This window comes from Arthrobacter sp. NPDC058097 (genome assembly GCF_042884885.1).
Classification (GTDB): Bacteria; Actinomycetota; Actinomycetes; order Actinomycetales; family Micrococcaceae; genus Arthrobacter.
This window is the reverse complement of record NZ_JBHVSZ010000008.1, coordinates 1-23,653: the sequence shown is the minus strand read 5'-3', so window position 1 is coordinate 23,653 and position 23,653 is coordinate 1. Positions and strand designations below refer to the sequence as shown.

Sequence of the window (23,653 nt, the reverse complement as noted above, 5' to 3'; positions counted from 1 at the left end):
GGTCACTTCCATGATCAAGACCCATGACCAGTGATCAGATACTGATGGCTCCGGAAACCGCGCACCCCACCCTGCGTGCAGCGGTCTCCGGTCTCCCGTCCTACGTCCCGGGCCGGCGAAGTGCCGGCGAGGACATCGCAGCCCTCGCCAGCAACGAAAGCCACTACGAACCCCTGCCCGCGGCAGCCGCCGCGGTGGCCGAAGCGGCAGGCAGGATGAACCGCTACCCGGACATGGCCGCCGTCGAACTCCGGGAACGGATCGCCGGACACCTTGCTGTCACGGCCGACGAGGTCGCGGTGGGACCCGGCAGCGTCGGCGTTCTGCAGCAGATCATCACCGGGCTTTGCGACGCCGGGGATGAAGTGATCTTCGCGTGGCGGAGCTTCGAGGCCTACCCCATCCTGGTGGAGCTGGCAGGTGCCCGGTCCGTCCGCATCCCGCTGGACCACGCCGAGGGCCACGACCTCGACGCCATGGCCGCCGCCGTCACCGAACGGACCAGGATTGTCCTGCTCTGCACCCCCAACAACCCGACGGGCGTCCCGATCAGCCATGAACGCATCGAGGCGTTCCTCCGGTCCATCCGCTCCGACATCCTCGTGGTGATCGACGAGGCCTACGTGGAATACGCCGAGGCGGGCAGCGGGCCCGACTCGCTGTCGCTCTACCGCGAGTACCCGAACGTGTGCATCCTCCGCACCTTCTCGAAGGCCTACGGACTCGCCGGCCTGCGCGTGGGATACGCCGTGGCCGCGCCGGCAATCGCCGAGGGACTGCGCAGGACTGCCATTCCGTTCGCCGTGACGGCCCTGGCCCAGAAGGCTGCCATCGCCTCGCTGGACGCAACCGACGAGATGCAGGCGAGGGTCGCCGTCGTCAAGGAAGAGCGCTCGCGGCTGGCCGCACAGCTGGCGGCCCAGGGCTGGAAGCTGCAGCCGAGCCAGGGCAACTTCCTGTGGATCCGCGCCGACGATGACCTCCGGGCGAGGCTCGTGGCCGCATTCGACCAGGCGGACATTATGGTCCGCGCCTACCAGGGCGACGGCGTCCGGATCACCGTTGCCGACCCCGCCTCCAACGACCGCGTGCTCCGGGTGATGGAAGCCGTCCTGGCAACCCACGCGGCCTGAGACCACTACCCGTTCCACCTTTACCGTTCCATCTTTACCCGTTCGATCTCTATCTGTTCGACAGACAACCCAGAGGACTCTTCATGGAACAACGGACAATGACGTCTGCCCCGGCGCTTGGCGCCGCCCTCAAACCCCGCCAGCTCACGATGATGGGACTCGGCAGCGCCATCGGCGCTGGCCTCTTCATCGGTTCTGGTGCCGGCATCCAGGCCGCCGGCCCGGCGGTGCTGATCTCCTACCTGGTGGCCGGCACCCTCATCATCCTGGTGATGTGGGCCCTCGGCGAGATGGCCGCCGCCAACCCGGACAGCGGCGCCTTCTCCGTCTACACCGCCCGCGCCTTCGGACCCGTGGCCGGTGCCACGGTGGGCTGGCTCTGGTGGCTGCAGCTGGTGGTGGTCATCGCGGCTGAAGCGCTGGGTGCGGCTGGCCTGCTGGCCACGATCTTCCCGGGCCTGCCGGTATGGCTCATGGCCTTCGTGTTCATCGCCGTGCTCACCGCTGTGAACCTCACCCACGTGAAGAACTTCGGCGAATTCGAGTTCTGGTTCGCGCTGCTCAAGGTGGCCGCCATCGTCGGGTTCCTGCTCATCGGCGCCGCCCTCCTCTTCGGCTGGCTGCCGGGTGTCGCGTCGCCGGGCCTGGCAACCTTCACCGGAGGCGACTTTGCTCCACATGGTTTCGGGGGGATCGCCACTGCGCTGTTCGTGGTGGCATTCGCCTTCGGCGGCACCGAGATTGTCTCCGTGGCCGCAGCCGAAACCAAGGATCCTGCCCGCAGCGTCGGCAAGGCCGTCCGCACGGTCCTCTGGCGCATCCTCATCTTCTACATCGGCGCCATCTTCATCATCGCGGCCGTGGTTCCTGTGGGGTCGGCCGGCCTGAAGAGCCCGTTCGCTGCCGTGCTGGACGCCGCAGGCATGCCGGGTGCAGCCACCGCCATCACCTTCGTTGCCGTCGCGGCACTGCTCTCGGCCCTCAATGCCAACCTCTACGGCGCCTCCCGGATGGCGTTCTCCCTCGCCGAACGCGGTGAAGCGCCACGCGTCCTCGCCTCCCTGTCCAAGGCCCGGGTCCCGGTGGTGGCAGTCCTGGCCAGCGTCTCCTTCGGCGTCGTCACGGCCGTGCTCGAGGTGGCCTTCCCGGAGAAGGTGCTTCCCCTCCTGCTGAACATCGTGGGTTCGACGTCCCTGCTGGTGTGGACGTCCGCGCTGCTCGCCCAACTTGCGCTGCGCCTCCGCGCGGACCGTGACGGAATTGCCCTTCCGCTGCGGATGGCCGGCTTCCCCTGGCTGACGGGCCTTGGCCTGCTGATCCTCGCGGCCATCTTCACGGTGGGCTTCATCGGCGAGGATTCCCGTCCCCAGCTCCTGAGCACGTTCGGGCTCGTGGCCCTCCTGGCGGTGGCGAACTGGCTGCACCACCGCTCCGCCAAGACTTCGTTCGGCGTCATGTCCGCGGACCGCGTTGAGTCCCCGGACCGCGTTCAGTCTCCCGAACGCGTCGAGCCCCCGGTGCTCATCGACTGAACCCCGGCTTGAAGGATTCCGCGCAATTGCTTGGGGGTTCCGCGGAAAGGGGAAGGCGTGTCCGGAAGACCGGGCGCGCCTTCCTTTTTCGTTGCCCACGACACCAACGCGGGGTCACTTAGCGCCCAATGAAGGCCCCACATTGGGCGCTAAGTGACCCCGCGTTGCAGTGAGGTGGCCCTACTCGGGTCGGCGCCGGCGGCTGGGCTATGGAGCGGCCGCATTGAAGCCGGGGTCCGTCGTTACGGTGTCGAGGAGCCGGTCGAAGCTGCGGATGCCGTAGTCCGGCGGCGTGGCCGCGATGACGATCCGCGTCGTGGTGACCACCTCGGCCTTCGGATTGGCATTCTGCTTAGGCTTGGGGGAGGCCTGCCGGACCGCCTTCAGGCGCAGGCCCGACACCCCGTTCACCAGCAGCGGGAGGCTCGCGCCCTCGACGAGGAGTGAGCGGAGCCCGTCCGGCGTGAGCTGGTTCGTCCGGTCCGCCGTCAGTTCGAGAACCACCTCATTGACGGTCCCGGTCAGGCACTGCAGGAACGCCCGCTCGGTCGAGTTCCTGCCCATGATGGCCAGGACCGTGAACGCCGTGGCGAAGCCCGCAACGAACAGCATCGTGGCGCCGACATCCCTCAGGGCTGGGGTGAAGGTCATCAGGAGCAGGCACAGGACGAAGCCGATGACGGAGAACCCGCCGAAGGTGGCGCCCGCGCCGTCGGCCGGCCTGCCGCTCCATTGCTTGGAAGTGAAACTGCAGACTTCCCGGGATTGGATCTTTGGAGTTGGCATGATCAGTTCCCTTTCACTTCCAGCAGGGCCTCGGCCAGAATGATTGCCTCGCGCGCTTCCCGAAGGCTTTCCCGAAGGTCCGGATCCGGAAAGCCGAGTCCGGTGCCCACGGGGGAGAGGTACAGATCATCGGCCACCCTGCGGAGATTTTCCCGCTCCAGCGCGAGCATCCGGGACGACGTCAGCTTGACCCTGCTCTTCTCAAGTTCGAACAGCGACGTGATGATTTGGTCCCGGCGTTCCCCGATCGAACGGCAGACGTCCTGGATTCGCTGCGTGCGGCTGGCGAACATCCGCTCCATCTTGGCTGCCACGTCATGGAGTTCCCGCAGGGTGCTGTATCTCCGCGCCTTATCGGCTCCGCTGTGGCGGGCGAGGAGTTGGCTGATGAGCGAGAGGCGCTGGCCCCACAGCTCCAGCCCTGTCTGGTTCTGGGTGAGGAGAAGTTCCGCGGCGCCGAGGGCCGTGGCCAGGGCATCCCGCCGCGGAGTGAGTTTGCCGGCCGCGGCGTCCAGCCGCGCGATGAACTCGGCGTAGTTGTCGAGCGCCGGCGGGGAATTTTCCTCCCTGCTGGCCACCGCCATGGTGGGCGGGGCAGCCGGCCCGTTGGCCGCCGTCGTACTTTCCCTGGCTGACCCGACGCCCGGGGGATTCGGCGGCCTACGCGGCGGGACGGCGCCGGGTTCCGGTGCGGAGTCAGGTGCGCCGTCGCTCATGATCAGTCATCCCCATTCATGATCCGTCCGGGCCGGCGTCGCACCGTCCACGAACGAAGCAGGAGCGCCCGCGCACCTGCCTGTGGATGCCCATTGTAAATCCAGGGACTGGCATTGTCTCCGGTCCCGGTCGGACCCGAGTTTTTGTCCAGATAATCGTCGTTTGGCTCGATTCAAGTCGCGATATCTGCCCAAAAACTCGGGCCTCGGTCAGGGAAGGAGGTTCCTCCAGCCATTGATATGGGTTGACATGCAACGGACCCGCAACTAACAGCCGCGAGTTCGTTCTCCCCCTGGAGATACAGAGACCTGAGGTGTAACGGGCCCAAGTGTGGGCGGGAGTCACTGGGAAAACCCTGCAGACTCTGCCCGCCTGGCCTGCGACTTACCCCAAATGGGGCGTTGACCATCGCGGGGCGACTGGTTTCGGTATCGCAGGCTTGCTGTCGGAAAGAATGTTCTGGCTTCCGGGTGGAGATTGGCCGGAAACGGCGTTCCGCTCGTGGCCGTGTCCGCCGCGGTGGAAGCTGACAGTCGTGGGTGAGGCCGCATCGCACATCAAGGTGGCGTTGGTGGATGACCAGCCACTGTTCCGGGCGGGTATCCGTATGCTCATCGAAAGCCAGCAGGACATGGAATTCTCCGGAGACGCCGCCGACGGGGAGCAGGCCGTGGCACTCGCCGCCGAGCGCCGCCCGGACGTGATGCTGATGGACCTGCGCATGCCCGTCCTGGACGGAGTCACCGCCACCAGCCGGATCATCAGCCAGGCCGGTGCCAACAACACGGACAAGCCAAAGATCATCGCGCTGACCACCTTCAACCGGGACCAGGCAGTCGTCGAAGCCGTCCAGGCAGGGGCCAGCGGATATCTGCTCAAGAGCGCCGAGCCGGAGTTCCTGCTCGCGGCCATACGGACCGTCCACTCCGGATATTCCGTCATCGCGCCGGGATCGGTGCACTCCTTGTTCGAACACGCGGCGCGGCAGGCTCCGGTTGCCGGGCCCGATCTGTCAGTCCTTGATGTTCTCTCGGCCCGGGAGCGGGATGTGTTCCTCCTCGCCGCCAAGGGACTGACCAACGGAGAGATGGCCGAGGGCCTGTTCGTCTCCGAGGCCACCGTCAAGACGCACCTGCGCAGCGTGCTGGACAAGCTGGAGCTGCGGACAAGACTCCAGCTGATCGCATTCGCCCACGAACGCCGGCTCCTCGGCAACTGACGGCGGCCGTTACCTTGGGCAAAGACCGCACTGACGGCCGACGGCGGTCACCCTACGTCCCGCCGTCGGACTTGCCTCCCGCCGTCGGGCATTCCGACGGCGGCGCGGCACCAAAATCCGTACCGTCAGTACCGGCCGGGGACGGGAGCAGGGTTCCGGGCGGCGATGAGTGTGGCGATCCAGACGAGGACGGCGAGGGCGGCGTAGCCGGCCGTGATGACGGGGAGGCTGAGGACCCGGCTGGCCTGTCCGGCAATGAGGCTGGGGACGGCGGACCCGGTGTACGAGATCGCGTAGATCACGGCGAGCAGGCCGGCGCGCTCGCGGGGGAGCGCCTCGGGCAGGAGCGTGTTCATGCTGCCGGAGGTGGCCAGGCCCATCCCGATGCCGCCCACGACGCCCGCGCCGATGAACAGGCCGAGGATTCCGGCGGTGCTGGCGACGGCGAGCCCGACTCCTGCGGCGGCGACCAGCGTCATCCCGGTGCGCTGCGCGGCCGCCGGAGTGAAGCGTCCCGCGAGGAACCCGCCGAGGAAACTCGGCGCCATGTAGGAAGCGAAGACGGCGGCGGCGACGAGGGGGCTGTGCGAGCCGAGGTCGTCGGCCGCGATGGAGGGGCCGAACGAGGTGAAGTAGCCGCCGAACGCCCAGGTGGCCACAAAAACTCCGGATGCGAGGGGCAGATAGGGGCGTGACGCCGTCGGGACGGCGAGCCGCGGGATCAGCGACGACCACGCGCCGGGCGTGCGGGCAACAGTCTCCGGGCGGGTGGCAAGGGCGGCCGCGCAGCCGAGCAGGACCGCGGCGAACACACAGAAGGTGAGCTGCCGCGGGGCCGGCCCGAACTCGACGAGCACTCCGGAGAGGAAGACGCCGAGGGCAAGGCCGATGGTGGCGGCGGCAGTGGTGACAGCCGCGACAAGCCACCGCGGGCGCCGCGGCGCGGTGTCCACGATGTAGGCGCCGATGGCGCTGGAGGCAAGGCCCGCGGCAAGTCCCTGGAGGATACGGCCGAGCAGGAGGGGCAGGAAGCTGTGCACCCACAGCAGGGTGAGGCAGCCGGCGGCGGCGAGCAGCAGCGCGGCAACTGAGACGGGGAGCCGCCCGTGGTGGTTGGAGAGGCGGCCGAGGACCAGCAGGGCGAACACGGCGCAGACGAAGTACGCGACGGCGACCAGCGAGAACTGGTCGTTGGTCAGGCCGTCGGCGGTGCGGTACGTGTCGTAGAGGGGAATGGCCGAGGCGCCGGCGGCGAACACGGAGACGAACGCGACGGTGGCCGCGACGAAGCCGCGGCCTTCGGCGGGGGCGGCGGTCCGGCCGGGTTGGGGGTGTGTTTGGGTCATGTGTTTTCGGAAGCAGGCGGGTTTGTTCCCTGTGATGTCAGGGCCGGGCGCCGTTGTATTCGTCGTCGGTGATGTGCTCCAGCCAGGTGGTTGTCGTCGCGGGATCGTCACCGTTCTCCAGCATGGCAATGTGCTCCATGAAGCAGCCGGGTGCGGCGGCGTGCCAGTGCTCTTCGCCGGGCGGGGTGTACAGGGTCTGGCCGGGGTGGACCTCGATGATCTTGCCGTCGCGGCCGCCGAACCGGGCCACGCCCTGGGTGACGCGGAGGTACTGTCCGCGGGCGTGAGAGTGCCAGGCGGTGCGGGCGCCGGGGGCGAACCGGACGGTCGCCACGATCATGCGCTGGTCGCTATCGTGCGGCAGGGCGATGGGGTCCAGCCACACGTCGCCGGCGAACTGCTCGGGCGGGTTCTTGCCGGTGGGTTTGGCGGGCTCGATGTTCACGCATTCTCCTTGTTTGACGTGGTGGTCGTTTCGGTAGCCGCCCAGGTGGCGAGCAGCCGAAGCCCGTCTTCCGACGGCGTTCCTGGGTCGGCGCTGTAGGCGGTCAGGGTGAGTCCGGGCGCGTTGGGGAGCTCGAGGGCGTCGAACGCCAGGTGGAGGTCGCCGATGGCGGGGTGGTGGAAGTCCTTGTAGCCTCCGCGGTGGAGGCGCACGTTGCGCTGTGCCCACCGGGCGCGGAAGTCCTCCGAACGGGTGGACAGCTCCCCGATCAGCTCGGTAAGGGACTTGTTGAACGGGTCACGGCCCGCCTCGGTATGGAGGATCGCGACGGCGGTGCTGGCCGCCTTGTCCCAGTCCGGGTACAGGATGTGCGAGCGGGGGTCGAGGAAGTTGAACCGTGCCAGGTTCACGGTGTCCGGGTTCTGCGCGTAGGCCTCCGAGTACAGGGCACGCCCGAGCCCGTTGATCGCCAGGACGTCCAGCCGGCCGTTGCGGACGAACGCGGGCACGCCGACCATCGAGTCCAGCAGCCTTTGGATGCTCGGGGTCACCGCCTCGCTGGGCTTGCGGCGGGGCCGGGCCGAGGGTGATGCCGCGCGCGCCAGATTGTGCAGGTGCTCGCGTTCGGCTTCGTTCAGCTGGAGCGCCCCGGCGAGCGACTCAAGCACGCTTTCGGACACCCCGCCCAGCGAGCCGCGTTCGAGTTTGGTGTAATACTCCACCGAGACTCCGGCCAGCAGTGCGACCTCTTCGCGGCGGAGGCCGGGGACCCTCCGGGTGCCCCCGAACGTCGGCAGTCCTGCCTGGTCCGGGGTGAGCTTCGCCCGGCGGGTGGCGAGGAACTCACGGATTTCGTGGCGGTTGTCCATGCTGACCACGCTACTTTCACATCCGGTCCTGAGGGAGTCTCTGCCAGTACCCGTATCTACAGGGCCTCCCGCGCGGGCGCTGTAGGAGCGTTGACTTGTGCCATCCGACCCCTCTGAAAGGAACACCCATGACTGACGAGACAACCGGCTGGACGGGCGGCCAGCGCGCGTTCGGAGATTTCGCGCCAGGCCTGGTCCACTACACGGACCGCGTCCTCTTCGACGAGGTGTGGGAGCGCCCGGAGCTTTCCAAGCGCGACCGCAGCCTCATCACCGTCGCGGCGCTCCTCGCCGGCGGCAACACCGAGCAGCTGAACTTCCACCTCGACTACGCCAGGAAGAACGGACTGACCGAGCAGGAGCTCATCGAGGCGATCACCCACCTGGCGTTCTACGCCGGCTGGCCCAAGGCGATGTCCGCTATGGCTGTCGCGAAGAAGGTCTTTACCGCCGAGACGGCACAGGAAAACTGAGTTCTGGCGCCGGGTTGAGTTTTTGTCCAGATAATGGCCGTTCAGGTGGCCTTAGAGGCCATTATCTGGACAAAAACTCTCGCTCAGCCGGCGGCGGGTTTGGTTTCGACAGGCTTGGTTTCGGCAGGCTCGACCAGGGGCATGTTCCCAGCCGCTGGTTCCCGCGCCGCGTCCCGAAGAGCCAGCGCCGCCTGGACAAGCGCCGCGTGGGTCATGGCCTGCGGGTAGTTCCCGAGCAGGGTTCCGGTGGCGGGATCGATCTCCTCGCTGAACAGGCCCAGCGGACCCGCAACACCAAGAAGCGCCTCGAACATTTCCGCCGCCTCCGCTGCCCGACCTGGCAGAGCAAGTGCCTGCACGAGCCAGAAGGAGCAGGGCAGGAAGGCACCCTCATCCCCGGGCAGGCCGTCCTGGCCCGGGGGATAGCGGTAAAGGAACGGGTAGCCTGCCGACAGTTCCTTCCATACGGCATCCACTGTGCCCCGCAGCCGCTCTGAGCCAAGATCCTCGAAGCCGGTCACCGGCAGGATCAGCAGCGCCGAGTCCAGGTCCGCCGATCCGTAGGAGCGGGTGTACGTGTTCCGGCCGGCGTCGAAACCCTGGGTCCGGATGTCGGCGGAGAGTTGGCCTCGCGCCGCTTCCCACCGGCGCCGACACCGGGCGCTGATCCGGTGGGTCTCGGCGATACGCAGGGCCCGGTCCAGCGCGAGCCAGGCCATGATCTTGGAATGCACGTGGTGCGCGGCGTCGGCACGGATTTCCCAGATGCCCGCGTCGGGTTCCACCCAGCGCCCGGCCACGAGATCCGTGAACCCGCGCATCGCCCGCCACGTCTCCGAATTGAGCCGGTGCCCCTGCAGGACCAGGTTCCACGCCGCATCAATCACCCAGCCGTAGCCGTCGAGCTGGTGCTGGTGCGCGGCCCCGTTGCCCACCCGCACCGGAGCGCTGCCCGCGTAGCCCGGCCAGTTCGCCAGCGTGCGCTCGCGGGGAACGTGCCCTCCGGTCAGGGTCAACAGCGCGGGCAGCCTGGGCCGCTGCAGCCGGCTCGCATGCAGCAGCCAGTTCAGGAAGTTCAGGGCCTCCGCATCCTTGCCCAGCCCGAGGAACGCGGCGATGCCGATGCTGGCGTCCCGCGGCCACGCGTACCTGTAGTCCCAATTCCGGATGCCGCCCGGATCCTCCGGCAAGGACGTGGTGGGAGCCGCGACCGGCGCACCCGAGGGGGAGTAAGTCAGCAGCTTCAGCGTCAGCAGGCTCCGCACAACGGTTTCCCGGAACGGGACGTCCTCGCTGATGCCGGACGCCCACTCCCGCCAGCGGGCCTCGTCCTCCTCCACCAGGTCCCACGCGGTCTCCGGATCGACCCAGACCAGGGGTTCCGTGTACGCCAGGCCGAGCACCATCACGACCGGACGTCCGGGCTCAACGGTGACTGCCGTCGTCGTGCCCGGCTCCACGCGCAGGCCGCCGCTGCAGCCGAGCGACATCGCCAGCGCACCCCATTCGCACCAGGTGCCGGTCCTGCCGGACGCGGGGACGGAGGTGGCGTTCGCCGAAGCGGGGGTCAAAAACGACGGCGGCCTCCGCCGGTGCGCCGCCGGCCTCCAGTCGCCGGACGAGGAGAGTCGTGGGCAGCAGGCGGCCCGAGACCTCCGCCACCATCGCTTCCGTGAGTTTCAATGTGCCGCCATCAGTAGCCCAGACCGTCTCGAGCATGGCGGTGTGCGGCCGGTACCGGCGGAGGAGGGGTTTGGCAGGACGGGTGGGGCCCATGCGGAAAGTACCAGCTTCCGGGCCGCCGAGCAGGGCGCCGAAGACGGGTTCGCCGTCGAAGATTGGCGCGCAGAGCCAGTCGATGCCGCCGTCGGCCGAGACCAGGGCGGCTGTGCGCGTATCTCCCAGCAGACCGTAATCCGCGAGGGCCGGGGACTCAGCGTTGGCCATGTTGCGTTCGCCTTCTCCCGCGGAGCTCAGCCGGCCGTGAGGAGCAGCCCGAGCAGCGAGCCATAGACCAGATGGGCCGCCACGGCCACCGCCGGGGTCTGGATTCCGTAGTTCAGGCCCAGCAGACCCGGAGGTTCCAGTGCCGCGCGGCTTGCGGGACCTGCCCGGGTGCTGGCCATCCGGGGATGGACGCCGGGCAGCAGCGGAAGGACGACGGTCAGCGCCACGGCGACGTGCAGGAGTCCCAGCAGTGCGCCGATCCACCAGCTGGCCCGGCCCAGCAGCGCAAACACCGCCGCGTAGCCGAGGGCGAAGACCTGCCCTGCGGCAAGGTGGATGAAGAAGCCGGCGATCCGCGCCCTGTCCGGATCGGGCGTCACGATGCTGCCAAGGACCAGCGGCAGGTCGAGCCGGGTCCAGCCGGCCATCTGGAACGCGATCATGACGGCGGTCAGGGCTGTGGTGGCGAGCAGCCCGAACAGCGCCCAGCCTTGCCAGTCCATCTCAACCTCCGCCCCGCAGTTCTAAAATTAAGTTACTCAATTTTAGAACTGCTCGCTGACGCTGGGCAAGGGTGTCCGAACCAACGCGGGGTCACTTCCCGCCCAATGAAGGCCCCGGATTGGGCGCTAAGTGACCCCGCGTTGCAGTTAGCGCCCGGCGAGGTGGGCCGCCACGTATTCCGCGTCCATTCCCACCGCGGCCACCGTCGACGATGCGTGCTTCGTAAGCCACGGCAGCCCGACCGCATAGAGCCCCGGAACCTCCGTGACGCCCCGCGAATGGCGCGGATAGTTCCATTCATCCAAAACGGGGATGTCCAGGAAGCCGAAGTCCAGCCCGTAGCCGGTGCTCCAGATAACGGAGCTGATGCCCTCGGCGCCGAGGTCCAGGCGCGCCCCGGAGGAGGAGGGCTGCCAGTCGAGCGCGGGCACGGGTTCCGCAGCAGGCGCCTCGATCCCCGCGGCCGAAATGTACGCGTCCAGCATCACCTGCATCCGCTGCCCGAACGCCGATTCCGTCAGCGCGATGCGGGCGGCGAGGTCGTCGCTGAAGGTGACCACGCCGTCGTCCGTTCCCTCATAGTGGCCATGGAGCCGGACGCCCCGGCGGCCCAGGTCCCGCAGGCGGATGCTGTGGCCTCCGTCGTTGCCGGAGACCAGCGGATTGCACATGAAGCGCGCGGCGGGCGACGGGAGCTGCGCCAGCTGCAGGCCGTTGATGCCGTAGTCGGGCCCGTGCAGGTTGACCTCGAGGAGCCAGTAGAACGTGTCCTGCCCGCGGTAGCGCCGCGGCGCCTCGGGGCAGGCCGAGACCGACAGGTGCACCTCCCGGCCTGCGGCGAGCAGGTCCTCGGTGATCTGGCCGCCGGACTGCCCGGTCCCCACCACCAGCACCGCGCCGCCGGGCAGCTGCGCCGGGTTGCGGTAGTCGTGGCTGTGCAGCTGGGTGATGTGCCCGGGGAGCCTGGCGGCCGACGGCGGAACGCGCGGCACCTGATAGGCCCCGTTCGCGAGGACGACGTTCCGCGCCAGCCAGCTTCCGTGGCTGGTGTCGACGGCGAACCCGCCATCCGCCCGGGCAAGGTGTGTCACCTCGGTCCCCAGCTGCACCGGCGCGTCAATCCGCCGGGCGTACTCGCGGAAGAGTTCGATCACCTCGTCGCGGGGGAGGAAGGCGTCCGGCTCGGGACCGTCGTACGTCATGCCCGGCAGAAGGAATGCGAAGTTCGGCGTATTCAGATAGAACGAGTCCCAGCGGTCCTGCCACGCGCCGCCCAGTTCCAGGCGCTGCTCCAGCAGCAGATGTTCGACGCCGGCCCGGCTCAGCCAGTAGCTCGTGGCCAGGCCGGCCTGACCCGCCCCGATGACCAGGGTGTCGATTTCCCGCGCAGCGGCCGGGGACGGGGACATGGCTACTTCTTGGCGGCCCTGGGCTTGGGTTCCTTCGCGGCCTTCGGCGGCAGGCTGGCGACGTACGCGAACGCCTTCTCCGTCCAGGCGCGGGCGCGGGCGTCATCGCCGTCGCCCTCCTCGTTCCAGATCTCCGGCAGTCCGGTGTACCCGCCCATCGGGCGCTCGGCGGGACCGAAGGGGACGGTGCGCTCCCCGGATTCGAGCGCCTCCCGGTCCTGGTCGGAGAGCTTGATGCCGATGGTGGACCCGAACAGGCCCGCGAACATGTTTCCGTTGACGAACGCGCCCAGGTTTCCGAACATCGGCTTGATGACCACCCCGGGATGGTCAGGGACCACGGCCCGGAAGTGTTCCTTGTCCGCCTCGGTCGCCTTGGGCATTTCCATCGGTGCACCTCCGGGTAGTAGGGCTCAGGCGGCATGTCGCGGGCGCGGCTGCATGACGCCCCATGCCCGGATCATACGCCCGCCCGGCGGCCCCGGCCACCGTTTGAGAGAGCCGGCAACTTGCCCCTCGCAGTGGTCTGCTGTTTGCCGGCGCGCAGTGCTATACATAGCTCAGGGCAACTAATTGCAGCGGCGTTCGGACGAACCGGGCCTGCCCGGAGGCTGGAGGAAAGGTGCTGACCAGGCCAGCCGGAGCCCGGACGGGCCGCCAAACACTCGTTGCACTGGCTTGTCTCACAGCCGTCCTCACCTCCTGCTCAGCCGGCAGCGCCGTCACGGATGCCGTGTCCACAGCCGCCCAGGACAGCTTCTCCGCCATCGCCACCGCCAGGCTCGCCGTCGGCCTCGACTCCGGCGGCAAGCTCACCAAGGCAGCCACCTCCACCGCGCTGGACGACGCCCTCAAGGAGGTGCAGACCAGCCGCGACACCGTCCTGCGGCTCTCACCCAGCACGCCCGAGGACCGGCAGGTGCGGGAGGAGGCACTGAAGGTGCTGGACAGTTCGGCCGCCAGCCTCACCACCGCGCGGAACGCCGTATCGTCCGACGACGGCGGGCCGTCCCTTTCGGACGGAGACAAGGCGCTCGCCGCGGCTGGAGACGCGCTGGAGCAGCTCACGTCGAAGGTGGGCAAGAAATGAAACGCCTGCTCGGCGTCGCACTCGGCATCCTGACCGCCATCGGCGGCTTCGTGGACATCGGCGACCTGGTGACCAACGCGGTCGTCGGATCCCGGTTCGGCATGTCCCTGGTCTGGGTGGTGGCCGTCGGCGTCGTGGGCATCTGCGTGTTCGCCAACATGTCCGGGCGGGTGGCGGCCGCGTCCGGCCGGGCCACGTTCGAGGTGATCCGCGAACGGCTGGGGCCGCGGGCCGGGTTGGCCAATCTGTCCGCGTCCTTCCTCATCAACCTGATGACGGTGACCGCGGAAATCGGTGGCATCGCCCTGGCCCTGCAGCTGGCCAGCAGCGTCAACTACCTGCTCTGGATTCCGCTGGCGGCGGTGGCCGTGTGGCTGGTGATCTGGCGGGTCAAGTTCTCCATCATGGAAAACGTCACCGGGCTCCTCGGCCTGACGCTGATCGTCTTCGCGGTGGCGCTGTTCCTGCTCAAGCCCGACTGGGGCAACCTGGCCAGCCAGGCAATCCCCGCCGTTCCGGCCGAGGAAACCGGCGCGACCTACTGGTACTTTGCCATCGCCCTGTTCGGCGCCGCGATGACGCCGTACGAGGTGTTCTTCTTCTCCTCCGGGGCTGTGGAGGAGGGGTGGAAGATCAAGGACCTGATCCAGTCGCGGATCAACGTGCTGGTGGGTTTCCCGCTCGGCGGGCTGCTGTCCGTCGCGATCGCCGGGTGCGCCGCCGTCGTGCTTCTCCCGGCCGGGATTGCCGTCACGTCCCTTTCCCAGGTGATCCTCCCGGTGGCGGAGGGTGCAGGGAAACTGGGGCTCGCCGTCGTCCTTCTGGGCGTTATGGCCGCGACGTTCGGTGCCGCGCTGGAGACGACACTGTCCAGCGGCTACACGCTGGCGCAGTTCTTCGGCTGGTCCTGGGGCAAGTTCCGCAAGCCCGCGGAGGCGGCCCGGTTCCATGTGTCGATGATCATCTGCCTGCTGGTGGGGCTGGCGGTGCTGGCCACCGGCGTGGACCCTGTGCTGGTCACCGAATACTCCGTGGTGTTCTCGGCCGTGGCGCTGCCGCTGACGTACCTGCCCATCCTGATCGTGGCCAACGACCCCCAGTACATGGGCAAACACGTGAACGGCCGCGGCGTGAATGTGGTGGCAATGATCTACCTTGTGGTGATCCTCGTGGCCTCGCTGGCAGCCATACCGCTGATGATCGTGACAGGAGCCGGCGCATGAAAACATCCCGCCCGCTGCCCTCCGTTCCGCCGGTCGCCGGGCAGACCCTGGACGCCCAGCTGCACCTGCTGGACCGCCAGGTGCTGGACACCGACGGCGTCCCCGTCACCACCGTGGACGACCTCGAACTCGGCGTCCCCGAGGGCGCGCCGGAGCTTCCCCCGGGCACGATGATTCCCGAGGGGACGCCGGCACCGGTGCTCACCGCGCTGCTGACCGGCCCCGTCCTGGGGACGCGCATCTTCGGCGGCAGGCCGCCGTCGTCCCGGCTGATCCGGATCCCGTGGACGGACGTGGCCGACGTCGGCGTGGTGGTCCGGCTCGGCGTCAGCGGCCAGGGCCTCGACGCCGACTGGGTGGAGCGCTGGATCCGGGACAAGATCATCGCCCGGATTCCGGGGTACGGAGGCCGCCGTGATTCTCGGTGATCTTTTGGGCACCCCGGTACATGACGACGACGGCGTGCGGCTGGGGCGCGTGGCCGACGCCCGGTTTGTGGTGGACGACGCCCCGCGCCGGCTGATGGCCGACGCCCGGCTGCTGGGTCTGGTGGTCAGCCCGCACAGCTGGTCGTCCTTCCTGGGGTACGAACGGAACGATCTGACGCAGCCGTGGCCGCTGCCCCAGCTGCTGCGCTGGCGGCACCGCGGATCCTTCTTCGTGCTGTGGGAGGACATTGCGGTGCTGGGCGAGCGCTCCGTCCGGCTGCGGCCCGGATACACGGCGTACAGTCCGGCGCTGGACGGGAACGGGCAGGAGTAGTTTCCTATTTGGTGGTTCCCAGAATGGTTGTTGCTGCAAGTTTGGCGTTTGCGCTGGTGGATGTCCTGTAGAGTTGAACACGTTGTTGTGTTTGCATTGTGTAGTTCAGGCAGTACGCGCGGTCGAAAGTCCGCGTTCTTCTGAAGTAGCGGTTTTGAACACCCCACACCGGAGGACCCGAAAGTCGGGACTTTTCCTCCACCTTCACGAAGGACAAAAATAATGGCTACTGGTACCGTCAAATGGTTTAACGCTGAAAAGGGCTTCGGCTTCATCTCCCCGGACGACTCCTCGCAGGACGTTTTCGCGCACTACTCCGCGATCAACTCCTCGGGCTTCCGCTCCCTCGAAGAGAACCAGAAGGTTTCCTTCGAAACCGAGCAGGGCCCCAAGGGTCCCCAGGCCGTCAACATCCAGGCTCTCTAATTTCCCTGGATAACCGGGACCGTTAGGTTTCGAGCAGGGCCCGCCAGTTTGACGGGCCCTGCTTTTGTTTAACCTGCTGATTGAGCCTGCCGCACCCGCTGATTGCGTGCCGTGCAGCAGCATGTTACGGTCGTGGCGATCGTGACCGGTTGGCAGGAGGTGAGACCCATGAACGCAGTATCCGCAATGGGTGCTCCCTGCAGTCCACGATCGCGCGACTGAACCAGTTGCCACCGGGAGCGCCGAACAGGCACATCGCGAAGGGCGACTCCCATGAACACAACACCTTTTCCAGGCCGGGCGCTGGTCCTCGGCGGCGGCGGATCCACAGGCAATGCGTGGCTGATCGGCGTCATCGCCGGCCTGTCTGAGGCCGGGCTGGATGTGACCGACGCCGATCTGATCGTCGGGACGTCGGCCGGATCCACCGCCGCGGCCCAGATAACAGGCGCGACCCCGGCTGAACTCTTTGCGGACATCCTCGCCGCCGCGAACCAACCACGGACTGGCCCGGCCGGATCCGGCCGTGGACCGGCCCCGGTGAAGCCCGTCATGAACCAGATGGAGAGGACGGGCAAGATCATCGCCGCCGCTGATGACGCGGCCGACATGCGCCGCAGACTGGGTGCCGCGGCGCTCGAGTTGGATGCGGGGTCGGACGGCACCCGGCAAACGCAATGGCGTTCTACCGTCGCGGCCCGCCTTCCCAGCCAACTCTGGCCGCAACAGCGAATGCTCATCACGGCGGTCGATGCCCGTACCGGTGAACCGGTCGTGTTTGACCGTGACAGCGGGGTGGACCTGGTGGACGCCGTGGCCGCCAGCTGTTCCAGTGGCGCCGCCTACGGCATTGGCGGCAGCCGGTACATCGACGGCGGCTACCGGTCCAACGCCGACAACGCCGACCTGGCAGCCGGATACGCACAGGTGCTGGTGCTGTCACCGTTCGGCGGCAGGTCACGGACTCCGGAGGACTGGGGCATGCATCTCGCCACGCAGATCGACGAGCTGCGCGCACACGGCAGCAAGGTCCAAACGATCTTTCCGGACAGCAGCTCCGAGCACCTGTTCGGCGCCAATGCGATGGACCTGTCGCTGCGCCCGGCCGCCGCAGGGGCCGGATACCACCAAGGCAGGGCCCTCGCCGGACAGCTCACCGAATTCTGGCAATGAGGTCGGCGGCACACCCAACCACTGGCCAAAAGTCAACCACTCCGCGCTCTGGAACAATGGCACTCATGCAGCCAACCGACGCCGTCCCCGCCTTCAACCTGCGAATCAGCATTCAGGGCACCGAACCGGAGATCTGGCGGCAGCTGCAACTGCCCGAAACCATCACCATCCCGGAATTCCACCGCGCGATTCAGGCGGCCTTCGGGTGGGAAAACCGGCACCTCTACGGGATCCGTTGCATTGACATCCACGGAGAACGGCGCGTCATCGTTGGCCCGGATGAAGCGGCCGATGACATCGACGCCGAGGCGGCATCCGGCGTCGTGCTCTCTGAACTCCTGGATGCGCAGGCGACCGGATCCGCCGACTTCGAATACGAATACGATTTCGGCGATTCCTGGACGCACACAATCGAGTTGATGGGGCCCGCCAAACTTCCGGCGAAGAGCCTCCGCTGCACGGGCGGCGCCAACCGCGGCCCGGTGGAGGACGCGGGCGGCATAGGCGGCTACGCACGGTTCATTGAGGTCCTCGGTGATCCCGGGCACCCGGAATATGAGGACGCCGCCGGCTGGTACAAGTTCGCCACCGGCCAGGACGCCACAACTTTTACACCGGACGTGTTCGACGCCGGCGACCTCAACGCCCGGCTGGACGAGCTCGCCCTGCAGCTTTGGCCGGAGCCGCCCACGGATGGCGAGGTCGACGCCGTGGTCCGTTCCGTCCACTGGTTCCTGTCGCAGGTTCCATCCGACGGGTTGCCGCTGACAAAGGACGGCTACCTCAAGCCAGCCTTTGTCGTGGAAGCCTTTGAAGCCCTCGGTTTGAAGGACAGCTGGCCCGGCAGGGCCAACCGCGAAGCCCAGACCCCGCCCGTCCTGCGGTTCCGGGAGCAGCTTCAGGACTGGAAACTGCTCCGGAAGTCCAAGGGCCGGCTGCTGCTCTCGCCCGCCGGCCGCAAAATGCACGACGGCGGCCGTCCCCTGTGGGATTATCTCGCCGACGCCATCGGCAACCCGCCGGACGAAGCGGCAGTCGTCGTGAACGGCGTCGTGGTGCGGTGGATGCTCGACGGGACCACGCCACGCTGGGACGAGCGGGAACGGGTCATCGCCGACACGCTCAACGTCGCAGGGTTCCGCATCAAGACCGGGCCCGTCCCGGTGGACGTGGCCCGAGAAATGTATCTTCACACTCGCTGGACCCTGAACTGCCTGAAGCTGACGGTCGGCGGCGGCCACCTCACGGACCTTCCGAAGCTGACCGACGGCGGCAGAAAGTTCCTGCTTCAGGTGCAGGGGCTGCTCAACGGTGAATAGGCGGCTGACGCGATTTCCGTTGATTGAGCTCACAGCTGCCCGCGGGCTGCCAGGAATGCCGTCAGTGCGGGGTTGTCGATCTCAATCGCCAGCCAGGGAACGGCTTGGGCGGCGGCTTCGTCACCGAGCACGGCGCGGTGGGACTGCGCCCGGACCACGAACTCGCGCATCCCGCTCCGGCTCGCCAGCGCCCCGAGCCGCTCGACCACGTCTGACGCACGCCCGGATCTTGCCGCGATGGCCACCTCCGCGGCAACGTCCAGCAGCCGGGCCGAATACCAGAGGTACCAGGGCTTGGGCTCCATCCCCCTGTCCACCCAGTGTTGCGCGGCGACGAGGTCGCCGTGCGCCAGGAACAGCCGCGCTTCCGCCCCTGCGGCGAGGGCCATGTAGCAGTGGTCCGCGGCCAGGTCCGCCATCACCCACGACCGGTCGATCATCTCCGCTGCCGCCTCGAGGTCGCCCGCCGCGAGATACGTTTCGCCGCGGACTCCCGCCACAAAAGGTTCGAAGGCGGTCCAGTGCTCGGCGAGGATCCACTGCAGTGCGTGGTCCAAAGTCTCGGCCGCCAACTCCAGCTCCCCGCGCAGGAGCCGGACCCGGCCGAGGAGTGCGCTGCTGAACGCCAGCTGCCGCCGGTTCCGCGCCTCTCGTGCCAGCCTGACGGATGCGGTCAGCGCCTCCACCGCGTCGCCATAACGGGCGGTATCGGACGCCAGCATTCCCTGGATCGCCAGGACCCGGGCCTGCTCGTCAGGGAATCCGACCGCGGCAAGGCCGGCCCGCTGCAGCCAGCCGGCCGCGCGGTCCGGAACTCCCCGCTGGACGGACAGGTACCCCAGCTCGCGGTAAGCGGCAGCGGAAGTGGGGGACGCGCCGTCGTACTTTTCCGACCGCGCCCCAACAGTAGCCTCGGCCGGCCGTGTTTCGGCCGACAGCGCCCGGTGCAGGAAGTCTGCCACCTCCGCGCCGCGGCCGCCGGCCTGGTGGATCATCGCCCCGGCGAGCGTGACCAGGGATTCGGCGAGGAGGTGCCGGTCAGGCGTCCGCTGCGCCAGGACGACGGCGAGCCGCAGCTGGTCCAGCCCCCGGTCCACGGCGCCGGCGGAGAGTGAGGCGCCGCCTGCGTCGAGATAGGACCTTACGGTCGCCACCGTGGCCGGAATCCCCGGGTCTGCCTCCGGTTCGGCGCCGGACAGTGCAATGCGGATTTCGGGCGGCAGCGGCAGGCCCAGTTCGCCGCGGTAAAGGTTGGCGCACTTGGCCACGTGCTCGCGCGCACGCCGGTGCTCACCGATGGCCACCAGCGCCCTGACCAGCACGGCATTGCAGTCGGTGTGGAACGGGTCCCGCTGCAGGGCCCGCGTGGCCAGCTCCGCAGCTTCCCGCGGATCGCCCGAGGCCAGGGCCGACACGGACGACTCGTACAGCAGCGACTGCGCGCAGTTCTCCAGCCGGTAGCGCTGGTCCGCCAGCCAGGAGTCGAACACCGGGCAATCGACGAAGGACAGCCCCTCGAGCAGCTGGCCGTTCAGGCTGTGCGGGTCCGGCCTTGCGACGGCACCCAACCCGAGAAGCTCGACGGCGTCGCATCGCCACGGCGGCTGCAACGCCAGCCGTAGCGGGTCGCCGTCGAGCGTTACGCCGGTGAGCGTCCGCCGGAGTTCGGAGAGGTTCCAGCGGAGGGCGCCGAGCGGATCGGCAGCATCCGGGAACAGCAGCGTTGCCAGCCGCGGCCGCCCGGCGCCGCCGGGCTGGAGCGCAAGGTAGGCCAGCACGGCCCAGGCCTTGCGGCCCCTGGGCTGCGGGGGAGCGCTGTCAGTGGACTCGATCGCCGGCGGACCGAGGAGCCGAATGGTGCTTTCGGCCATACGCGCCATTTTAGCCCCGGCCCTCCGCGGAGTCAGCGGGCGTTCACACGCTTGCTCACACGGCGGCTGCGGACACTGAAATCACCCCATCCGCACAACCATCGAGGCGCAAACACCATGGCACTGCTCGTTATCCTACTTCTCACCGGACTCTGGGTTGTCACCGCCACCGTCCGCTCCGTCCTGACCGACGGCCGGGGACACACCCCCAGTGTCCGCTCCGACGAGTTGTGGAACGCGGGAGACCTGCCCAGCGTCCCGTACTCGAGCGCGCGGCTCTGGTAGAAGCGTTTACCGCTGATTGAGCCTGCCGGAATCAAGGAGACTTGGTTTCGGCAGGCTCTAGCCGCGCCCGCCCATCAGCGCCTAGTGCAGCCCCATCGCCTCGCGCACTTCGTCCAGGATGTGGTGCATGGCGCTCTCCGCTGCCGTGGCGTCCCCGGCAGCGACGGCCGCGGCCGCTTCCTCATGGGCGTCGAGGGCCTCGGGCCGGGGCTTGAACGGCATGAGTCCCTGATGCGTGCGGCTGGTGAGCACCTCCGCCACCATCCCCTCAAGGGACGAGAACATCTCGTTGCCGCAGCTCTTCAGCAGCAACCGGTGATACGCGATATCGGCTGCGAGAAATCCCTCAAGCTCTCCCGCTTCCCCCAGCCGGCGCAGGTCCGCGGCCAAAGCCACAAGCTGGCTCCGTTCCGCCGCGCTCGCCCGGCGGGCGGCACCCGCCGCTGCAATGGGTTCGACGGCGATGCGCAGCTCTGTGAGGCTGGCGTACTGTTCGGCGCGGCGCTCAGACGCCAGACGCCACCGCACCAGCTTGGGGTCATAGACGTTCCAGAGGTCCGGGCTCTGCACCACGATCCCCACGCGCCGGCGTGAGTAGACCAGGTTCATCGACTCGAGGACCTTCATGGTGTCCCGCGCCACCGTCCGCGATATGCCGTACTCCTGCTGGAGGCCTTCAAGGGTCAGGCGGCTTCCGGGCGCCAGGGCGCCGGACGCGATGGCCACGCCCACGGCGTCAAGGACGCGTTCGTGCATGGCGGGTGACAACCCGCCGTCGTACGCGTTATCCGCGCGGTCTTCTGTCGCCGTCGACATGATCCTGCCTTTCCTCTGCGCTGAGGCGCTCCTCCAGCGTACCGGAAGAAGACGGCAAAGGTATGACCTGTGACACGCAAAGATAGTATCTTTTAGATGAATTGGTGATACCTTATCTCCAGCGCAGTTCGAGCCGGGCTGCAGATTGAGCTTCTTCCACAAGCCAAAGACGTCTTCTTCGGAGGTAAACATGCAGTATCCAGCCACGCATCTGGTGGTGATGGGCGTTGCCGGTTCGGGCAAGTCCACGATCGCCGCGGCCCTGTCCAAGCACCTCGGGTGGGCCAGCGCGGAGGCGGACGAATTCCACCCGCAGTCCAACATCGACAAGATGAGCCAGGGCATCCCGCTGCAGGACGAGGACCGGTGGCCGTGGCTGCAGCAGATCCAGAACTGGATGACGGACCAGGCCCGCGCCGGCCACAGTACCGTGCTCACCTGCTCCGCGCTCAAGCAGAGCTACCGGAAGCTGCTGTCCGAAGCCGAGGGCCGCGTGCTCTTCATCCACCTGCACGGCGACGCCGAGCTGCTCAGCCAGCGCATGCAGGGACGCGAGGGCCACTTCATGCCGCCGACGCTGCTGCCCAGCCAGCTGGCCACCCTGGAACCGCTGACCGCTGAAGAACTCGAGACCGGAAGCCTCCGCCTCGACATCACCCGCTCCCCGGAGGAACTCATCGCCGCCATCCTGGCCGCGCTGCAGCTCCCTGCCAACGGGCTCCCCACCAACGAGGAGCTCCCCTCCAACCTGGCGCCCGGCGCCAACTAACTGCATCACCCGGGTGCCGCGCACATTTGACGCGCGGCACCCACCCCCCAAGAAATCTGCTTCAAAGGAGAATCATGACCATCGAAGGATGGACACAAACGCTGGGCGCAGGACCACTGCTGCTCATCGCGGCGGTGGCGATCGGCGTCCTGCTGTTCCTGATCATCAGGCTGCGCATGCACGCGCTGCTTGCCCTGATCCTGGTCAGCCTCGGCACCGCCTTCGCCACGGGCATCCCCGCCAACCAGGTGGTCCCGGTGCTCATCAACGGTTTCGGGACGACCCTCGGAACCGTGGCCCTGCTCGTCGGCCTGGGCGCCATGCTCGGCCGGATCGTGGAAACCAGCGGCGGCGCCAAGGTGCTGGCCGACTACATGATCGGCATCTTCGGTGAGAAGCGCGCCCCGTTCGCGCTGGGCCTCGCCTCGCTGATCTTCGGCTTCCCCATCTTCTTCGACGCCGGCCTCGTGGTCATGCTCCCGGTGGTCTTCGCCGTGGCCCACCGCCTGGGCGGGGGAGTGCTGCGCTACGGCCTCCCCGCCGCCGGTGCCTTCTCCGTAATGCACATCTACCTGCCGCCGCACCCGGGCCCGGTCTCGGCGTCGGCCTTCTTCGAAGCGAACATCGGCCTGGTCACCATCGCCGGCCTGCTCACCGCCATCCCCACGTGGTACCTCGCCGCGTACCTGTACGGCCTGTGGACCGGCAAGAAGCTGGAGCTCCCGGTGCCGGAACTCCTGGGCCACGCCACCGCCGAGGCCGAGTCCCACCCGCCGCGCTTCCGCACCATCATGGGCCTGCTGCTCCTGCCCTGCTCTTCATCTTCATCAACACCGGCCTGAACACCGCGGCCGCCTCCGGTGTGCTGCCCGCCTCCGTCAAGAACGAACAGTGGTTCCAGTTCCTGCGCACGCTGGGCGAAACCCCGGTGGCGCTGCTCATCACGGTGTTCGTGGCCATGTTCGTCCTCGGCGCCCGCCGCGGTGTGAACAACGGCGTCCTCGAGAACCTGCTCGAATCCTCGCTGGGCCCGGTCTGCTCGGTCATCCTCATCACCGGCGCCGGCGGCATGTTCGGCGGCGTGCTGCGCACCTCCGGCATCGGCGACGCGCTGGCCGACGTCCTGGGGCACATGGGCATCCCGCTCATCCTGGCCGGGTTCCTGATCTCGTCCATCCTGCGCATCGCCCAGGGTTCCGCCACCGTGGCCCTCACCACCACCGCCGGCCTGATCGCCCCCGGTGTTGCAGCGGCCGGAATGAACGGCATGCAGGTGGCCGCGCTGGTCATCGCCTGTGCCGCGGGCTCCGTTGTGGCCTCGCACGTGAACGACGCCGGCTTCTGGATGGTGGGCCGCTTCTTCGGCATGGACGTCAAGACCACGCTGAAGACCTGGACCGTCATGGAAACCCTGATCGGCGTGATGGGCTTCGGCATCGCCGCAGCCATCTTCGCCGTGGCCGGGCTCGCGGGTTAGGTCCCGTTCTTAAGTACGACGGCGGGAGGCCGGCAGATCTGCCGGCCGCCCCCCCTCGGAAT

The 23,653-nt window shown here is 68.0% G+C and carries 25 protein-coding genes and 1 pseudogene; 14 read left to right on the top strand and 12 right to left on the bottom strand.

Annotated elements, in window-relative coordinates:
- The first annotated feature begins 23 nt into the window (after window positions 1–23).
- Together hisC and ACFVTE_RS14650 are read left to right on the top strand one after the other, a co-directional pair.
- Entirely contained in the window at window positions 24–1,133 is a 1,110-nt protein-coding gene (gene hisC, locus ACFVTE_RS14655; protein ID WP_387101513.1) for a histidinol-phosphate transaminase, read from the top strand.
- 83 nt (window positions 1,134–1,216) lie between these two features.
- Window positions 1,217–2,665 (top strand): amino acid permease, encoded by a 1,449-nt coding sequence (locus ACFVTE_RS14650; RefSeq protein WP_387101512.1) that lies wholly within the window; start codon window positions 1,217–1,219, stop codon window positions 2,663–2,665.
- Window positions 2,666–2,872: 207 nt separating this feature from the next.
- On the opposite strand, the gene ACFVTE_RS14645 is transcribed toward ACFVTE_RS14650, so the two are convergent.
- Both ACFVTE_RS14645 and ACFVTE_RS14640 read right to left on the bottom strand, forming a co-directional pair.
- A complete protein-coding gene (locus ACFVTE_RS14645; protein ID WP_387101510.1) occupies window positions 2,873–3,451 on the bottom strand; it encodes a hypothetical protein in 579 nt (192 codons plus the stop codon).
- Between the two features lie 2 nt (window positions 3,452–3,453).
- Complete coding sequence (locus tag ACFVTE_RS14640; protein ID WP_387101508.1) at window positions 3,454–4,167, bottom strand: hypothetical protein; 714 nt, start codon at window positions 4,165–4,167, stop codon at window positions 3,454–3,456.
- Between the two features lie 536 nt (window positions 4,168–4,703).
- Here ACFVTE_RS14640 and ACFVTE_RS14635 point away from each other — a divergent pair.
- Entirely contained in the window at window positions 4,704–5,387 is a 684-nt protein-coding gene (locus ACFVTE_RS14635) for a response regulator (RefSeq protein ID WP_387101506.1), read from the top strand.
- A 125-nt stretch (window positions 5,388–5,512) separates the two neighbouring features.
- Here the strand turns inward: ACFVTE_RS14635 and ACFVTE_RS14630 are convergent, their stop codons facing one another.
- The 3 genes from ACFVTE_RS14630 to ACFVTE_RS14620 are packed head-to-tail and all read right to left on the bottom strand — an operon-like array spanning window position 5,513 to window position 8,047.
- Window positions 5,513–6,733: an MFS transporter gene (locus ACFVTE_RS14630; RefSeq protein ID WP_387101504.1), complete on the bottom strand. Its 1,221-nt coding sequence runs from the start codon at window positions 6,731–6,733 to the stop codon at window positions 5,513–5,515.
- 37 nt (window positions 6,734–6,770) lie between these two features.
- Window positions 6,771–7,178 carry a cupin domain-containing protein gene (locus ACFVTE_RS14625; protein WP_387101502.1) on the bottom strand — a complete coding sequence of 136 codons (408 nt, stop codon included), beginning with the start codon at window positions 7,176–7,178 and terminating at the stop codon, window positions 6,771–6,773.
- The gene (locus ACFVTE_RS14620) at window positions 7,175–8,047 is read right to left on the bottom strand and encodes a helix-turn-helix transcriptional regulator (RefSeq protein WP_387101500.1); all 873 of its coding nucleotides are present in this window, start codon (window positions 8,045–8,047) and stop codon (window positions 7,175–7,177) included. Before ACFVTE_RS14620 ends, ACFVTE_RS14625 begins: the two co-directional genes overlap by 4 nt.
- Window positions 8,048–8,175: 128 nt before the next feature.
- Here ACFVTE_RS14620 and ACFVTE_RS14615 point away from each other — a divergent pair, with 128 nt between their 5' ends.
- A complete protein-coding gene (locus ACFVTE_RS14615) occupies window positions 8,176–8,520 on the top strand; it encodes a carboxymuconolactone decarboxylase family protein (protein ID WP_387101498.1) in 345 nt (114 codons plus the stop codon).
- An 83-nt stretch (window positions 8,521–8,603) separates the two neighbouring features.
- Here ACFVTE_RS14615 and ACFVTE_RS14610 read toward each other — a convergent pair whose 3' ends face one another.
- The 5 genes from ACFVTE_RS14610 to ACFVTE_RS14590 form a co-directional block, all read right to left on the bottom strand.
- Window positions 8,604–10,010, bottom strand: coding sequence for a glycoside hydrolase family 15 protein (locus ACFVTE_RS14610; RefSeq protein WP_387101496.1), 1,407 nt, complete (start codon window positions 10,008–10,010; stop codon window positions 8,604–8,606).
- The gene (locus ACFVTE_RS14605) at window positions 9,946–10,467 is read right to left on the bottom strand and encodes a trehalase-like domain-containing protein (protein WP_387101494.1); all 522 of its coding nucleotides are present in this window, start codon (window positions 10,465–10,467) and stop codon (window positions 9,946–9,948) included. Before ACFVTE_RS14605 ends, ACFVTE_RS14610 begins: the two co-directional genes overlap by 65 nt.
- 26 nt (window positions 10,468–10,493) lie before the next feature.
- Entirely contained in the window at window positions 10,494–10,970 is a 477-nt protein-coding gene (locus tag ACFVTE_RS14600; protein WP_387101492.1) for a hypothetical protein, read from the bottom strand.
- 147 nt (window positions 10,971–11,117) lie between these two features.
- Window positions 11,118–12,380, bottom strand: a complete 1,263-nt coding sequence (locus ACFVTE_RS14595) for a flavin-containing monooxygenase (protein WP_387101490.1) — start codon at window positions 12,378–12,380, stop codon at window positions 11,118–11,120.
- 2 nt (window positions 12,381–12,382) lie between these two features.
- A complete protein-coding gene (locus ACFVTE_RS14590) occupies window positions 12,383–12,769 on the bottom strand; it encodes a TfoX/Sxy family protein (RefSeq protein ID WP_387101488.1) in 387 nt (128 codons plus the stop codon).
- Window positions 12,770–13,002: 233 nt separating this feature from the next.
- Here ACFVTE_RS14590 and ACFVTE_RS14585 point away from each other — a divergent pair, with 233 nt between their 5' ends.
- The 7 genes from ACFVTE_RS14585 to ACFVTE_RS14555 all read left to right on the top strand — a co-directional run bounded on the left by ACFVTE_RS14585 (window position 13,003) and on the right by ACFVTE_RS14555 (window position 18,373).
- Window positions 13,003–13,470, top strand: coding sequence for a hypothetical protein (locus ACFVTE_RS14585; protein ID WP_387101486.1), 468 nt, complete (start codon window positions 13,003–13,005; stop codon window positions 13,468–13,470).
- On the top strand, window positions 13,467–14,693 hold the full coding sequence (locus ACFVTE_RS14580) for an Nramp family divalent metal transporter (protein ID WP_387101485.1): 1,227 nt from the start codon (window positions 13,467–13,469) through the stop codon (window positions 14,691–14,693). The genes ACFVTE_RS14585 and ACFVTE_RS14580 overlap by 4 nt, the downstream gene beginning before the upstream one ends.
- Window positions 14,690–15,121 carry a hypothetical protein gene (locus tag ACFVTE_RS14575; RefSeq protein WP_387101483.1) on the top strand — a complete coding sequence of 144 codons (432 nt, stop codon included), beginning with the start codon at window positions 14,690–14,692 and terminating at the stop codon, window positions 15,119–15,121. The genes ACFVTE_RS14580 and ACFVTE_RS14575 overlap by 4 nt, the downstream gene beginning before the upstream one ends.
- Window positions 15,108–15,455, top strand: coding sequence for a PRC-barrel domain-containing protein (locus tag ACFVTE_RS14570; protein WP_387101481.1), 348 nt, complete (start codon window positions 15,108–15,110; stop codon window positions 15,453–15,455). The genes ACFVTE_RS14575 and ACFVTE_RS14570 overlap by 14 nt, the downstream gene beginning before the upstream one ends.
- Window positions 15,456–15,677: 222 nt before the next feature.
- Window positions 15,678–15,881 (top strand): cold-shock protein, encoded by a 204-nt coding sequence (locus ACFVTE_RS14565; protein ID WP_076798513.1) that lies wholly within the window; start codon window positions 15,678–15,680, stop codon window positions 15,879–15,881.
- 273 nt (window positions 15,882–16,154) lie between these two features.
- Window positions 16,155–17,054: a patatin-like phospholipase family protein gene (locus ACFVTE_RS14560; RefSeq protein WP_387101479.1), complete on the top strand. Its 900-nt coding sequence runs from the start codon at window positions 16,155–16,157 to the stop codon at window positions 17,052–17,054.
- Between the two features lie 65 nt (window positions 17,055–17,119).
- Window positions 17,120–18,373, top strand: a complete 1,254-nt coding sequence (locus tag ACFVTE_RS14555) for a plasmid pRiA4b ORF-3 family protein (RefSeq protein ID WP_387101477.1) — start codon at window positions 17,120–17,122, stop codon at window positions 18,371–18,373.
- A gap of 29 nt (window positions 18,374–18,402) precedes the next feature.
- On the opposite strand, the gene ACFVTE_RS14550 is transcribed toward ACFVTE_RS14555, so the two are convergent.
- Window positions 18,403–20,244, bottom strand: coding sequence for a tetratricopeptide repeat protein (locus ACFVTE_RS14550; RefSeq protein ID WP_387101475.1), 1,842 nt, complete (start codon window positions 20,242–20,244; stop codon window positions 18,403–18,405).
- 117 nt (window positions 20,245–20,361) lie between these two features.
- On the opposite strand from ACFVTE_RS14550, the gene ACFVTE_RS14545 reads away from it, so the two are divergent.
- Window positions 20,362–20,529 (top strand): hypothetical protein, encoded by a 168-nt coding sequence (locus ACFVTE_RS14545; protein ID WP_387101473.1) that lies wholly within the window; start codon window positions 20,362–20,364, stop codon window positions 20,527–20,529.
- 81 nt (window positions 20,530–20,610) lie between these two features.
- Here ACFVTE_RS14545 and ACFVTE_RS14540 read toward each other — a convergent pair whose 3' ends face one another.
- Window positions 20,611–21,345: a FadR/GntR family transcriptional regulator gene (locus ACFVTE_RS14540; RefSeq protein WP_387101471.1), complete on the bottom strand. Its 735-nt coding sequence runs from the start codon at window positions 21,343–21,345 to the stop codon at window positions 20,611–20,613.
- Between the two features lie 190 nt (window positions 21,346–21,535).
- Here ACFVTE_RS14540 and ACFVTE_RS14535 point away from each other — a divergent pair, with 190 nt between their 5' ends.
- Together ACFVTE_RS14535 and ACFVTE_RS14530 are read left to right on the top strand one after the other, a co-directional pair.
- Window positions 21,536–22,114, top strand: a complete 579-nt coding sequence (locus ACFVTE_RS14535; protein ID WP_387101469.1) for a gluconokinase — start codon at window positions 21,536–21,538, stop codon at window positions 22,112–22,114.
- 74 nt (window positions 22,115–22,188) lie between these two features.
- Window positions 22,189–23,591: pseudogene (locus tag ACFVTE_RS14530) on the top strand (GntP family permease).
- Window positions 23,592–23,653 lie beyond the last annotated feature (62 nt).